Source organism: Pseudomonas sp. PMCC200344 (assembly GCF_030053095.1).
Lineage (GTDB): Bacteria > Pseudomonadota > Gammaproteobacteria > Pseudomonadales > Pseudomonadaceae > Aquipseudomonas > Aquipseudomonas svalbardensis.
The window spans coordinates 1151694-1164709 of the sequence record NZ_CP125618.1 but is presented as its reverse complement, the minus strand read 5'-3'; the positions used below and the strand labels follow the sequence as shown (position 1 = coordinate 1164709).

General features: G+C 61.1%; 10 protein-coding genes and 3 pseudogenes. 9 read left to right on the top strand and 4 right to left on the bottom strand.

All coding sequences use genetic code 11. The features are described 5' to 3' along the window. The first annotated feature begins 808 nt into the window (after positions 1–808). Positions 809–1120 (top strand): DUF3077 domain-containing protein, encoded by a 312-nt coding sequence (locus QFW87_RS05150; RefSeq protein WP_283189971.1) that lies wholly within the window; start codon positions 809–811, stop codon positions 1118–1120. Positions 1121–1472: 352 nt separating this feature from the next. On the opposite strand, the pseudogene QFW87_RS05145 reads toward QFW87_RS05150, so the two are convergent. Together QFW87_RS05145 and QFW87_RS05140 are read right to left on the bottom strand one after the other, a co-directional pair. Next, positions 1473–1547: pseudogene (locus QFW87_RS05145) on the bottom strand (PH domain-containing protein); the annotation flags it as partial. Positions 1548–1559: 12 nt separating this feature from the next. Continuing rightward, positions 1560–1919, bottom strand: a pseudogene (locus QFW87_RS05140) (potassium channel family protein). Between the two features lie 452 nt (positions 1920–2371). Between QFW87_RS05140 and QFW87_RS05135 the strand changes: the two are divergent. From QFW87_RS05135 to QFW87_RS05120, 4 genes are read left to right on the top strand one after another with little or no spacing between them, the layout of a single operon-like run. Continuing rightward, complete coding sequence (locus QFW87_RS05135) at positions 2372–2848, top strand: formate dehydrogenase subunit gamma (protein ID WP_283183075.1); 477 nt, start codon at positions 2372–2374, stop codon at positions 2846–2848. Continuing rightward, complete coding sequence (locus tag QFW87_RS05130) at positions 2845–4401, top strand: formate dehydrogenase beta subunit (RefSeq protein ID WP_283189970.1); 1557 nt, start codon at positions 2845–2847, stop codon at positions 4399–4401. Before QFW87_RS05135 ends, QFW87_RS05130 begins: the two co-directional genes overlap by 4 nt. Beyond that, the gene (fdhF, locus tag QFW87_RS05125; protein WP_283189969.1) at positions 4398–7295 is read left to right on the top strand and encodes a formate dehydrogenase subunit alpha; all 2898 of its coding nucleotides are present in this window, start codon (positions 4398–4400) and stop codon (positions 7293–7295) included. The genes QFW87_RS05130 and fdhF overlap by 4 nt, the downstream gene beginning before the upstream one ends. Then, positions 7292–7513 (top strand): formate dehydrogenase subunit delta, encoded by a 222-nt coding sequence (locus tag QFW87_RS05120; protein WP_283189968.1) that lies wholly within the window; start codon positions 7292–7294, stop codon positions 7511–7513. Before fdhF ends, QFW87_RS05120 begins: the two co-directional genes overlap by 4 nt. Positions 7514–7673: 160 nt before the next feature. On the opposite strand, the gene QFW87_RS05115 is transcribed toward QFW87_RS05120, so the two are convergent. Both QFW87_RS05115 and QFW87_RS05110 read right to left on the bottom strand, forming a co-directional pair. Further along, the gene (locus QFW87_RS05115; RefSeq protein ID WP_283189967.1) at positions 7674–9056 is read right to left on the bottom strand and encodes an ATP-binding protein; all 1383 of its coding nucleotides are present in this window, start codon (positions 9054–9056) and stop codon (positions 7674–7676) included. Further along, positions 9053–9475: pseudogene (locus QFW87_RS05110) on the bottom strand (response regulator transcription factor); the annotation flags it as partial. The pseudogene QFW87_RS05110 and the gene QFW87_RS05115, both read right to left, overlap by 4 nt. A gap of 18 nt (positions 9476–9493) precedes the next feature. Here QFW87_RS05110 and QFW87_RS05105 point away from each other — a divergent pair. The 4 genes from QFW87_RS05105 to QFW87_RS05090 all read left to right on the top strand — a co-directional run bounded on the left by QFW87_RS05105 (position 9494) and on the right by QFW87_RS05090 (position 13005). After that, positions 9494–10180, top strand: a complete 687-nt coding sequence (locus QFW87_RS05105; protein WP_283189966.1) for a VacJ family lipoprotein — start codon at positions 9494–9496, stop codon at positions 10178–10180. Next, positions 10170–10433: a hypothetical protein gene (locus QFW87_RS05100; RefSeq protein ID WP_283183069.1), complete on the top strand. Its 264-nt coding sequence runs from the start codon at positions 10170–10172 to the stop codon at positions 10431–10433. The genes QFW87_RS05105 and QFW87_RS05100 overlap by 11 nt, the downstream gene beginning before the upstream one ends. Positions 10434–10511: 78 nt before the next feature. After that, positions 10512–12434 (top strand): alkaline phosphatase D family protein, encoded by a 1923-nt coding sequence (locus QFW87_RS05095; protein WP_283189965.1) that lies wholly within the window; start codon positions 10512–10514, stop codon positions 12432–12434. Positions 12435–12501: 67 nt separating this feature from the next. After that, positions 12502–13005: an adenylate kinase gene (locus QFW87_RS05090; protein ID WP_283189964.1), complete on the top strand. Its 504-nt coding sequence runs from the start codon at positions 12502–12504 to the stop codon at positions 13003–13005. Positions 13006–13016 lie beyond the last annotated feature (11 nt).

The window sequence follows — 13016 nt, the reverse complement described above, 5'->3', positions numbered from 1 at the left end:
GGCGCATATTGCTGAGGCCCCAGTCTATTATTGGCGTAGAGAAAAAAGTGGAACACTGGTTGACGATTGTTTTTGCAGCGGATGCCAAAACGGTAAGAACGATATGTAGGTAAACGAATCGCGAGATAGTAGGCATAACGTCTTCCTTTACGTGGTGCAAAACAGGTTCCGGAAGGTGTTCCAAACGGATGACCTGACCCCGAAGCTACTATTTTGCCATCGCGCCGTCCACCATCAATATCTCGACGAAGATTACAATCTTTCCTCAATAGCTTAGGTGAAGCATGAATCAATGATTCGAACCCAAACGATCAATCCCGGAAGGCCCCACCTGTTGAAAAAGCACATGAGGGCGTAAATACAGCATAGTGGTGATGTGTACGGAGGCCTGCCCTCCATTGATATTTGGTTAGGGGTCATAGCCGAAGCTTTCGATGGTTGCAGCGAAAGTGTCCACACGCTACCCTCCCACCGTCGCTGCCAATTCAGCGACCGGGCTTGGTAACCCGAGGTAAATCACTGCGCAACAGTGCCATGCGTTCGCAGGCGCTTTTTTTTCGCCTGCGATCTACGTTATGGCGGCTGTGCGTGGGACGTCTTCGGACGTGCCGGTTTCCTTGATTTCCCGGTTTACCAACCTGCGCACAGCTGCCACCCATTCGCTTGGTAACGAATTGTGGCAGCTCTTCAAATTAAGGAGCTTTGCAATGCGCACTATGGATCTGTACAAAAATTGGCTTTTCCCTCTACGCAATTCCCAATCGCGTAACACCCTCCCCGACCGCCTCTCCCTCATCGGAGGTGGCAAATGACCGATCAACCCGAACTCAAAACCATCGGCCTCACACCCGCCATCTACTGCGCGAATCAAGCCCTGTTCCACGTAACTCGCGGCGTTCCTCTCGGTGATGCGTTATCAATGGCTTCTGACTTTCTGTTCCTCGCCAAGAAGCTGACCGAAGATGCTGCTTACGCCACAGACACCGACCGCCACGCCTGGGCCGCGCATTATTTGACGGCGATGAGTAAGGCGGTGGTGGATGATGCGGTGAAGGTGCTGAATCGGGATCGGGACAATGAGATGGCGTCTAAGCGGGCGGGGGCGAAGGCGGAGGGGTAGTGGGCGCGCCGGGATAGCTTTTGGTTTCAAGAGTTAGGCGTGATGTTGTGGGAGCGGGTTTGGTTGCGGTGGGTGTGGGATTCATCGGGATAGGTGGATGCCTTGCGTTTTTCGCGAGCGAGCTCGCTCCTACAAGGGATTGTGGTCACTTCAGGGTTTTGCGTTGGTTGGGCTGGCGCTATCGCGAGCAGGCTCGCTCCCACAGGGGTTGTGTGTGTGGTGGCTGGCATTCAGGATTGGCCCCGAGGTTTTTCGGGGCTTTTTATTTTTCGGCTCTGGGTGAATGAGCTTCGGTTTACAGCGGGATAGATCAACATATCTGCTCCCTGAATTGCCCACGGACCTGACACTCCCGTTTGTGGGTAAACACCACGCCGTCGCGCATGGATTTGCAGGAGTCGATGATTTGCTCCCCTTCCAGTAGCAGCCAAGCATGACTTCACGCCGTCGGCTTATCCGGCTCTTCCTGCCTCGCCGCCCGTACTGCAACCTCAATCGCCCGAACACTGATCGCCGCAAATATCGCTGTCATCAGCACCCCGTTGAACCCCAGCAAAATCGCCAGAACCCGCGAGACGCCAAGTTTCGGCACGAGTTCTCCATAACCAATGGTCAAGCCGGTCACGAAGCCGAAATAGATGCCGTCAAAAGGATCCCAACCCTCCAGTTGGCTGATGATGAGGCCGATCAGCACGATCAGAAAAAGCAGTATGGAAAAGATCGGCCAGACAACGCGAAAGTAGAACCCGACAGCTTCTTAGAATTCTCGACGGACGTTCGATGCATGAGTGGGCTTCATGTCATGGGCTTCCTGAGGTTTGCCTGAGCGGCAGGCGTATAACACTCCATCAGCTTGGCACGCTGGAAACTGGTGGCCAACCGATCCACTCCCCTCCCGTCTTGATCACATCTTTGATGCGGTCCTTGATTCGCGATAGCGCTGCACATAGCGCCCCGACCATTCAGGGACGACGCCTCTGGCCGCACTCTTCTAGACTCAATAGAAGGTCGTAGAAAGAACCGAACACGTCGCTTTGGTGCTGATGAATCAAAGTCGGCATGGCAAGCTGCCTTAATGCCCTTTAAGAGGTGCGGCAAAGACCGCGCCGGGCACAACAAGATGCCCGCTCAGGGTGCCCTGGCCAACGGCCTGAAATTGCCACGATACCGTGACGTGGTGTGAGTGCCGCAGCCGACACTTTCGGACGACCGACAACCCTCTGGTTTGTCCGTGACCGTGAGGAATGCTGTATGCCTGATGAGATGTTGCACCTGCCTATGGTCAACAGCCTGCTGGAGCGCCACAAACGCTCCCCGGGCGCGCTGTTGCCCATTCTTCATGAGATTCAGGAGGGCATCGGTTACATCCCCGATGCCGCCATCCCCGAGATTGCCCATGCGCTAAACCTGAGTCAGGCCGAGGTTCGCGGGGTGATCAGCTTCTACCATGACTTCCGCACCGCGCCTCCGGCCCGGCATATCCTGCGTCTGTGCCGGGCCGAGTCCTGCAAGAGCCGCGGCGCCGAGCAGCTCGCCGCGCAATTGCGCGAACGCCTGCAACTCGACGACCACGGCAGCAGCGCCGACGGCAACATCAGCCTGCGCCCGGTGTATTGCCTCGGCGCCTGCGCCTGCTCGCCAGCCCTGGAGTTGGATGGTCAGGTGTATGCGCGGCTCAGTGCCGAGCGTCTGGATGCCTTGCTCGACGCTTGCCGGGAGGACGCATGATGCCGACTCTTTATCTGTCCGCTGACTCTCTGGCCCGTGCCGTGGGCGCCGATGAGGTGGCCTTGGCCCTTGCCAATCAGTCCCCAGAAAGCAATCTGGACCTGCAACGCACCAGCTCTCGCGGCCTGTATTGGCTGGAACCACTGCTGGAAGTGGACAGCCCGCAAGGACGGATCGGCTTCGGCCCGCTGACCGCCGCCGATGTGCCATCCGTGCTCGAAGCCCTGCAAGGCGAGCCGTCCACCCATCCACTGGCCTTGGGCCTGGTGGAAGAGCTGCCATATCTGAAGACTCAACAACGCCTGCTATTTGCCCGCGCCGGTATTACCCGGCCGCTGTCGCTGGACGATTACCGGGCCCACGGCGGCTTCGAGGGCTTGACCCAAGCCATCGCCCTGGGCGGCGAGCAGACCGCGACCGCGGTGTTCGATTCGGGCCTGCGTGGCCGTGGCGGCGCGGCGTTCCCGGCCGGTATCAAATGGCGCACGGTGCGCGCCACTCAGGCGGCGCAAAAGTACATTGTGTGCAACGCCGACGAAGGCGACTCCGGCACCTTTGCTGACCGCATGTTGATGGAAGGCGACCCCTTCCTGCTGATCGAAGGCATGGCCATTGCCGGCATCACCGTCGGCGCCAGCTACGGCTACATCTACGTGCGCTCGGAATATCCACAGGCCGTGGCGACATTGCGCGAGGCACTGGAAATCGCCCGGACCGCCGGTTACCTCGGCGCCAATGTCGGCGGTAGCGGTCAGGCCTTCGATATGGAAGTGCGAGTCGGTGCCGGCGCTTACATCTGCGGTGAGGAAACCGCGCTGCTGGACTCTCTCGAAGGCAAGCGCGGGATCGTCCGCGCCAAGCCACCGATTCCTGCCTTGAAGGGCCTGTTTGGTCTACCGACGCTGGTGCACAACGTGCTGACCCTGGCCTCGGTGCCGCTGATTCTGGCTAAGGGCGCGCAGTTCTATCGCGATTACGGCATGGGCCGTTCCTTGGGCACCATGCCCTTCCAGTTGGCGGGCAATATTCGTCACGGTGGCCTGGTGGAACGGGCCTTTGGCCTGACCCTGCGGGAACTGGTGGAAGACTATGGCGGTGGTACCGCCAGTGGCCGGCCGCTGAAGGCCGCTCAGGTTGGCGGCCCCCTCGGCGCCTGGGTGCCGCCAAGTCAATTCGACACGCAGCTGGATTACGAAGCCTTCGCCGCCATCGGCGCCATGCTCGGTCACGGCGGTGTGGTGGTGGCTGACGACAGCCTGGACATGGCCCACATGGCGCGCTTCGCCATGCAGTTCTGCGCCGAGGAATCCTGTGGCAAATGCACCCCATGCCGCATCGGCTCGACCCGGGGCGTGGAGGTGATCGACCGTCTGCTGGCCGCACCTGACCAGAACGGTCGCGATGAGCAGGTGATCATCCTCAAGGACCTGTGCGACACCCTGCAATACGGTTCGCTGTGCGCGTTGGGCGGCATGGTCTCTTTTCCGGTAGCCAGCGCCCTCAAGCACTTCCCCGCCGACTTCGGTCTGCAACCTTCGGAGGCCGACCAATGATCACTCTCTTCGACCCTGCCACAGATATCGATCTAGGCGCTCTTGACCTTGGAACCCCGGCCCGCCACAGCCAGGTGCAGGTCACCCTGAACATCGACGGCCGCAGCATCAGCGTGCCCGAAGGCACTTCGGTGATGCGCGCCGCTGCGCTGCTGGGCACCACCATTCCGAAACTGTGCGCCACCGACAGCCTGGAAGCCTTCGGCTCCTGCCGCATGTGCCTGGTGGAGATCGACGGCATGCGCGGCTACCCGGCGTCCTGCACCACGCCGGTCAGCGAAGGCATGAGCGTGCATACCCAAACGCCGAAACTCGCGACCCTGCGCCGCAACGTCATGGAGCTGTACATCTCCGATCACCCGCTGGACTGCCTGACCTGCTCGGCCAACGGCAACTGCGAACTGCAAACCGTCGCCGGCCAGGTCGGCCTGCGGGAAGTGCGTTACGGCTATGAAGGCGACAACCATCTGGCCGACGTGAAGGACACGTCCAACCCCTACTTCGACTACGACCCGAGCAAGTGCATCGTCTGCAACCGCTGCGTGCGTGCCTGCGAAGAAACCCAGGGCACTTTTGCCCTGACCATTACCGGGCGCGGTTTCGAATCCCGGGTCGCGGCCGCCGGTGGCGAAAACTTCCTCGACTCGGAGTGCGTGTCCTGCGGCGCCTGTGTGCAAGCCTGCCCCACCGCGACCTTGATGGAAAAAAGCGTGGTCGAACTGGGTCAGCCGGAACGCAGCGTGATCACCACCTGTGCCTATTGCGGCGTGGGCTGCTCGTTCCGGGCCGAGATGAAAGGCGACCAACTGGTGCGCATGGTTCCGGACAAGAACGGCCAGGCCAACCACGGCCACTCTTGCGTCAAAGGGCGCTTTGCCTGGGGCTACGCCACCCACCCGGATCGCATCACCAAGCCGATGATCCGCCAGCACATCAACGATCCTTGGCAGGAAGTCAGCTGGGACGAAGCGGTGACCTACGCCGCCAGCGAATTCCGCCGACTGCAGCAGAAATACGGCCGCGACTCCATTGGTGGCATCACCTCCAGCCGCTGCACCAACGAAGAAACCTATCTGGTGCAAAAACTGGTGCGCGCCGCGTTCGGCAACAACAACGTCGACACCTGTGCGCGGGTCTGCCACTCGCCGACCGGCTATGGCCTGAAACAAACCCTTGGCGAGTCCGCCGGCACCCAGAGTTTCGACTCGGTGATGCAGGCCGACGTGATCCTGGTGATGGGCGCCAACCCCAGCGACGCCCACCCGGTGTTCGCCTCCCAGCTCAAACGCCGCCTGCGTGAAGGCGCGCGACTAATCGTCATCGACCCACGCCGCATTGATCTGGTGGACTCGGTGCATGCCCGCGCCGAACTGCACCTGGCCCTGCGCCCGGGCACCAACGTTGCCATGCTCAACGCACTGGCCCACGTCATCGTCACCGAAGGCCTATTGAACCAAGCCTTTATCGACGCCCGTTGCGAGGGAGCGGATTTCGCCCACTGGAGTGAGTTCGTCAGCCGCGCAGAAAACTCGCCGGAAGCCCTTGGCCCCATCTGCGGCGTAGACGCTGCCGACATCCGCGCCGCCGCCCGTCTGTATGCCACCGGCGGCAACGCCGCGATCTACTACGGCCTGGGCGTCACCGAGCACAGCCAGGGCAGCACCGCGGTCATGGGCATCGCCAACCTCGCCATGGCCACCGGCAACATCGGCCGCGAAGGCGTGGGCGTGAACCCGCTGCGGGGGCAGAACAACGTTCAGGGTTCCTGCGACATGGGCTCCTTTCCCCACGAGTTGCCCGGCTACCGACACATCTCCAACGAGGTGGTACGGGCGCAGTTCGAACAGGCCTGGAACGTCACCCTGCAACCCGACCCGGGCCTGCGCATCCCCAACATGTTCGAAGCCGCCCTCAGCGGCAGCTTCAAGGGCCTGTATTGCCAGGGCGAGGACATCGCCCAGAGCGACCCGAATACCCAACACGTCACCGCAGCCCTGTCCGCCATGGAATGCATCGTGGTGCAGGACATTTTCCTCAACGAAACCGCCAAGTTCGCCCACGTGTTCCTGCCGGGCAGCTCGTTCCTGGAAAAAGACGGCACGTTCACCAACGCCGAGCGACGCATCTCCCGGGTGCGCAAGGTCATGGACCCTCTGGGCGGCAAGGCCGACTGGGAAGGCACGGTGGCCCTGGCCAACGCCCTGGGTTACCCGATGAACTACACGCACCCGTCGCAAATCATGGATGAAATCGCCAGCCTGACGCCGACCTTCACCAACGTCAGCTACGCCGAACTGGATCGCCACGGCAGCCTGCAATGGCCGTGCAACGCCGCGGCACCGGACGGCACGCCGACCATGCACATCGAGGAGTTCGTGCGCGGCAAGGGGCGTTTTATGCTCACCGGCTACGTGCCCACCGAGGAGAAGGTCAACAATCGCTATCCGCTGCTGCTGACCACCGGGCGCATCCTCAGCCAGTACAACGTCGGCGCACAGACACGGCGTACCGAAAACGTCGCCTGGCACGACGAAGACCGTCTGGAAATCCACCCGACCGACGCCGAGAGCCGTGGCATCAACGAAGGTGACTGGGTCGGCATCGGCAGCCGCGCCGGACAGACCGTACTGCGTGCGCGGGTCACCGAACGGGTCGCCCCGGGCGTGGTGTACACCACTTTCCACTTCCCTGAGTCGGGGGCCAACGTCATCACCACCGACAACTCCGACTGGGCCACCAACTGTCCGGAGTACAAGGTCACCGCCGTGGAAGTCAGCCGCGTCTACCACCCTTCCGAGTGGCAAAAACGCTATCAGGAATTTAGTGACAACCAACAACGCTTGCTCGACGAACGCCGCCAGGCGCGTGGCTCTAAAGCCGAGGTGCGCCGATGAGCACCGCCAACCTGATCAAAATGGCCAACCAGATCGCCCAGTACTTCGCCAGCCAACCGGACCAGCAACAGGCCGTGCTCGGCGTGCGTAATCACCTGCAGATGTACTGGACGCCCGGCATGCGCAAGGAGTTGCTGGCCTGGCAGACGGAGCATCAGGGGGCAGACTTGCATCCACTGGCGCAAGCGGCGGTCAGTGGGGCGGGCTGGGAGGCTTAGGTTCAGATGATCCGCTAAGCCGTCACGCAGTCGGTAGCAGCTGGCGGAGCCTGCGTTCGGCTGCGCAGCAGTCGTGAAATCAGGGGATGCAGTGTTTCAGGAAGACCGCAAGCTCAGGATTTACGACTGCTGCGCAGCCGAACGCAGGCTCCGCCAGCTGCTACAAGATTGCGTCATTGCAGAAATTGCTTAACTGTCTGGGTGTTGGATGCACCGGCAACACTACCAACGCCTCCAACCCGCCCTTCGACCGATTACGCAGTGTCAGCTCGCCTCCGTGTTCCAGCACAATCGCCCGCGCCGCCGATAACCCCAAACCAACACCCCCCGTGCTTTTGTTCCGCGACCCCTCCATTCTGAAGAACGGTGCAAAAACCTGTTCAAGACTGGACTCAGGAATACCCGGCCCACGATCCAGTACTTTGATCCTCACCTCCCCAGCTCCGGGGATCAGTTCCATCGCCGGCTCACTTCCGTACTTGATCGCGTTATCAAGCAGATTGGTCATCACCCGCTTAAGCCCCAACGGTCGCCCGAAATACACCCACCGCAGCGGCCCACTGAAAGCAATTTCAATACGCTGATCCCCGTAATCATCCAGCAACGTTTGCAGCAGTTCCGCCAGATCAAACTGGGTCGCCGGCTCAAGCCGGGCGTCATCGCGGAAGAACTCCAACGCCGAGTTGATCATCGCCTGCATTTCATCCACATCACGAAACAACCGCTGCTGTTGCTCGCTGTCCTCGATGAATTCGCCCCGCAAGCGCATCCGCGTCAGGGGCGCGCGCAGGTCGTGGGAGATGGCGGCGAGCATTTGCGTGCGGTCGCGGATGAAGTGCTGCAACTGGGCCTGCATGGCGTTGAATGCGAGGATGGCCTGGCGAATTTCCTGTGGGCCCAGCGGTTCGATGGGCGGTGCGCGGAAGTCCACGCCGAAGCGTCGGGCACCGTCGGCAAAGTGCTGCAAAGGTGTGGCGAGGCGCCGGGTGGCGATCAGTGCGACCAGTGCGGTGGAGATCAGCACCAGCAGGATCACGATCAGGTAGCGTGGCGTTTCGTCGAGGCCCCAACTGCGTGAGGGCGCGGAGAACATCAGCCAGGACGAATCCGATAGCTCGATCAGCAGCGCGTAACGTGCGTCCGCCGTGTGCTCCGTCCAGTCGGCCGGTTCATAGGCTTCGATGCGCCGGTCAGGGGCTCTGAGCATCGGCTGCAAGATGGTCGAGCCGATGCCGGACTTCGGATCGTCCACGGTCGGCAGATTGAGATCGTGCCGATCAGGGTGCCAACTGACGGTGAAGCCATTCTCGCCGGCAGCTTGCGCCAATGAGTTTCGCAGGGGCGCCGGCGCGGCCTCGATGACGCGGCTGATGGCGGCGGCTTTTTCCAGCAGGCCGGTTTCGGTCAGCGGCGGACGCGCCCACACGCCGGCCAGTTGGATAAACAGCCCGTTGAGTGCCAATGAAATGAGCATGGTCAAAATGATCGTCAACGCGATCCAGCGCGCCACCGTATCCCGGCGAATCCGCTTCAACCAGCTCATCGCCGCGTCACGCTGGGCGTGAACAGGTAACCGCCATTACGCACGGTGCGAATCATCGCCGGCCGCTTGGTGTCGGACTCGAGTTTGCGCCGCAGGCGGCTGACCTGAACGTCGATGCTGCGATCGAACGCCTCATGACAATGCCCGCGCGCCAGGTCCAGCAATTGCTCGCGGGTGAGAATGCGCTGCGGGTGTTCGACGAAAACCAGCAACAAGTCGAATTCGCCGGCCGACAGCGGAATCATCACGTTGTCCGGCGAACGCAGCTCCCGACGCGTAACGTCCAGGTGCCAGTCGGCGAAGTCGATCAGCGGCCGTGGCCGTGGCCGTTCCTGCGATACCGGACGGCGCTCGTCCACGCGACGCAGCACAGCGCGCACCCTGGCCAGCAGTTCACGGGCGTCGAAGGGTTTGGTCAGCCGCCGTCCACCACCGATGTGAGTTGCGCCGACATCACCTATTCGGTGTACGACCCGGCGGAGCCGTTCGATCGTGGGGTCTTCGCGTTTAACCGGGTGGTCGATGACTATGCCCTGGCGCCGGTCGCTCGCGGCTATCGCTACTCGCCGGACTTTTTCCAGACCGGTGTGCATAACTTTGTGGCGAACTTTGGCGAGCCCAAGGTGTTCATCAATGACCTGCTGCAAGGCAACCCGATGCGCTCGGCCAATACCCTCGGGCGTTTCGTGCTCAACACCACTGTCGGTGTGGTGGGCTTGATCGATGTCTCCGGCATGGCCGGTATCCCGCGTCACGACGCAGATTTCGGCCAGACGTTCGGCGTGTGGGGCATCGGCAACGGGCCAATCGTCGAGTTGCCATTGCTCGGCACCTCGAACAGCCGCGACGCCGCCGGCCGCGTGCTCGGTTTTGTGGTCAATCCGTTTGGCAGCAACAGCGACACCGTGGACACGTTGTCCACCATCAGCACCGTCGGCGGCATCGTCGATGGTCGCGCAGAAGCCCTACCGCTGACCGACAGCCTGCAAAAACTGCCGGACTACTACAGCGCGTTACGCAACGTAGTCGCCGAGCATCGTGCCGCTTATGTCGCCGATGGCAAACAAGGTTCGGCGCAGACAACCAAACATCAATGCACAGGAGCACCGGCCGATGGTTTCTGAAGGCAATGGCCTGATTCTGCAGCAACGGGTCATCCAGCACGACCCGGCCACTTTGCACTGTCGGGAAATTACCCTGCGCCTGTCAGCGGACTGTCGCCATCTGGTGCTCAGCCGCTACACCGAACACTATGGCCCGGCGCTGGTGCGATGGATTGAACGCAGCCACACGGTGTCCGTGACAGAGCTGTTTCGCTGGCTTGTGGCCAATGGCGAGACGGATGTAATGAAGGCGGACAGCGAGCTGCTGCCTTGACTGTCAGATTCGAGCCAGTTGCGTTTCATTGACCTCAGCTGCGTTATCATCGCGCGCTTCTCTGTTCCAAAAACCCGGATGTCCATGTCTTTGCCGCTGCCTGACGATCATCAATCCCTGCCCCCTGTCCTGGTCGGGCCGCTGTTGCGGCGTCTGGAGCCCACGCGGCTGGTGATGTGGCTTGTGGGGTCGCGGGCGTTGTCGCTGACGTTACGTCTGCAAGATCGCGACGCCATCCACCTCGACGCGAGTCAGTGCACGGTCATTGCGGTGGGCACCCAGGCCTTTGTTCATTTGATCGACGTGTCGCTGGACGCCGCCCTGCCCTGCGATACGTTAATCGAATACGACCTGTTGATTGACGACGCTGGCACAGGCATCGCCGATTGGGCCCCGCACTTGCTGTACGGCGACGCCCGTTGCCCAAACTTCGTCCTGCGCAAACGGGCCGATCATCTGTTGCACGGCTCCTGCCGCAAACCTCACCATCCGGCCCTGGACGGTTTGCTTTGCGTCGATCGATTGCTGGAGGCGGAGGCGGACGCACACAAACGCCCGGCGCTGTTGATGATGAGCGGCGATCAGGTTTATGCCGACGATGTCGCAGGGCCGATGCTGCGAGCCATCCATGACTTGATCAAGCGGCTTGGGCTGTTCGAAGAGCACCTCGAAGGTGCGGTGGTCAGCGACAGCGCCAAACTCTACGAGCACCCCGCCAGCTACTACCATCGTGCGGATTTATTACCGGCGCTGGAGAGCAACAAAACCCTGCGCGAGCGATTTTTCGGTGGGGCGCGTAAGCCGATTTTCACCAGCAGCAGTGCCGACAACCATCTGGTGACGTTCGCCGAAGTCATGGCCATGTACCTGCTGGTCTGGTCGCCAACACCCTGGACATTGATCGACCCACAACCACCGGCACTGACACCGGCAAGACGCGAGCGTTATGCGCTTGAGCAGACGCGCATCGATGGCTTCAAGGCCGGTCTTGGAGGCGTCGCCCGAGCACTCGCGCACCTGCCGTGCCTGATGATTTTCGACGACCACGATATTACCGACGACTGGAATCTTTCCGCGCAATGGGAGGAAACGGCCTACGGCCATCCGTTCTCCAGGCGCATCATCGGCAACGCACTGATTGCTTACATGCTGTGCCAGGGCTGGGGCAACAACCCGGATGCGTTCGGCGCGGTGCTGAAGAAGACCGGCGGCTTGAGCGCGACCGGGCATGACCGCTACCTCGACAGTGACATTCAGGACGGGTTGATTGACGAACTGCTGAGATTTCAGAACTGGCATTACGTGCTGCCCACCAGCCCGGCCATCGTCGTGCTCGACACCCGCACTCGACGCTGGCGCAGCGAAATGAACCTCAAGCAGCCATCAGGTTTGCTGGACTGGGAAGCCCTCAGCGAACTGCAACAGGAACTGCTCGATCACCCTTCGGCCATCATCGTTTCGCCAGCACCGATCTTCGGCGTCAAACTGATCGAAACCGTGCAGCGCGTTTTCAGTTGGTGCGGTTATCCCCTACTGGTGGACGCCGAAAACTGGATGGCCCATCGCGGCGCGGCCCAGGTGATCCTGAACATTTTCCGACACTCGCGCACACCCGGTAATTACGTGGTGCTGTCGGGCGATGTGCATTATTCCTTCGTCTACGAAGTACTGATCCGACACCGCAAGGCCGCCCCGCGCATCTGGCAGATCACCAGCAGCGGCATCAAAAACGAGTTCCCGCCCGCGCTGCTCGAGTGGTTCGACCGCCTCAACCGCTGGCTCTACTCGCCCCGCTCGCCGCTCAACTGGCTGACCAAACGCCGGCGCATGCGCATTGTTCCGCATGTCCCGGAACATGCTGAAGCAGGTGAACGACTGTGGAATTCGGCAGGGATCGGGCAGGTGTTCTTTAATGAAAAAGGACAGCCACAGGAGATCTATCAGCACAACTCAAACGGTTCGCCGAAGACGCGGATGGTTGCTCCTGAGAATGACGACTGAAGGCCGACCGTTCCATTCTGCGTGGGAATGATCGGATTACGGCTCCCTTACATGACCGGTGTCGCTCATGAACCTCACTCGAACCCTGATCATCGGCAACTCCGGCTCCGGCAAAAGCTGGCTGGCCGAACGACTGGCCGAGCACTTGCACATACCATGGGTCGATCTCGACTCGATTCACTGGTTGTCCGACGAACACAGCATCGCCCGCCCCCGTGCCGAGGCGTTGGGCATGGCACGGGTGGTGGCCAGTGAAGAGCGCTGGGTGATCGAAGGTGTTTACGGCTGGATCATCAGCGAACTCTTGCCCCGGGCGACAGCACTGATCTGGCTGCGCGTTGAAGATGAGGAATGTGTTGCCAATATTCGTCAGCGAGAGGCGCAGCGGGACAAGAATGACGAGTTGTTGATTGCGTTGCTCGACTGGGCCGGCAGCTATCGTACGCGCGAAGACTCCAGTGGATTTGCCGCGCATCAGCGTCTGTTCGAAGGGTTTAGCGGTTCGAAACTCAAACTCAGGGATCGAACCGAAATCACAACATTCGCCGACACCGTGTTACAGGCCAACTAACTCACACTGTT

Coding starts and splice junctions, on each gene's coding strand:
- QFW87_RS05100 (WP_283183069.1), top strand. CDS start 10,170: ATGGTTTCTGAAGGCAATGGCCTGATTCTGCAGCAACGGGTCATCCAG.
- QFW87_RS05095 (WP_283189965.1), top strand. CDS start 10,512: ATGTCCATGTCTTTGCCGCTGCCTGACGATCATCAATCCCTGCCCCCT.
- QFW87_RS05120 (WP_283189968.1), top strand. CDS start 7,292: ATGAGCACCGCCAACCTGATCAAAATGGCCAACCAGATCGCCCAGTAC.
- QFW87_RS05150 (WP_283189971.1), top strand. CDS start 809: ATGACCGATCAACCCGAACTCAAAACCATCGGCCTCACACCCGCCATC.
- QFW87_RS05115 (WP_283189967.1), bottom strand. CDS start 9,056: ATGAGCTGGTTGAAGCGGATTCGCCGGGATACGGTGGCGCGCTGGATC.
- QFW87_RS05090 (WP_283189964.1), top strand. CDS start 12,502: ATGAACCTCACTCGAACCCTGATCATCGGCAACTCCGGCTCCGGCAAA.
- QFW87_RS05130 (WP_283189970.1), top strand. CDS start 2,845: ATGATGCCGACTCTTTATCTGTCCGCTGACTCTCTGGCCCGTGCCGTG.
- fdhF (WP_283189969.1), top strand. CDS start 4,398: ATGATCACTCTCTTCGACCCTGCCACAGATATCGATCTAGGCGCTCTT.
- QFW87_RS05135 (WP_283183075.1), top strand. CDS start 2,372: ATGCCTGATGAGATGTTGCACCTGCCTATGGTCAACAGCCTGCTGGAG.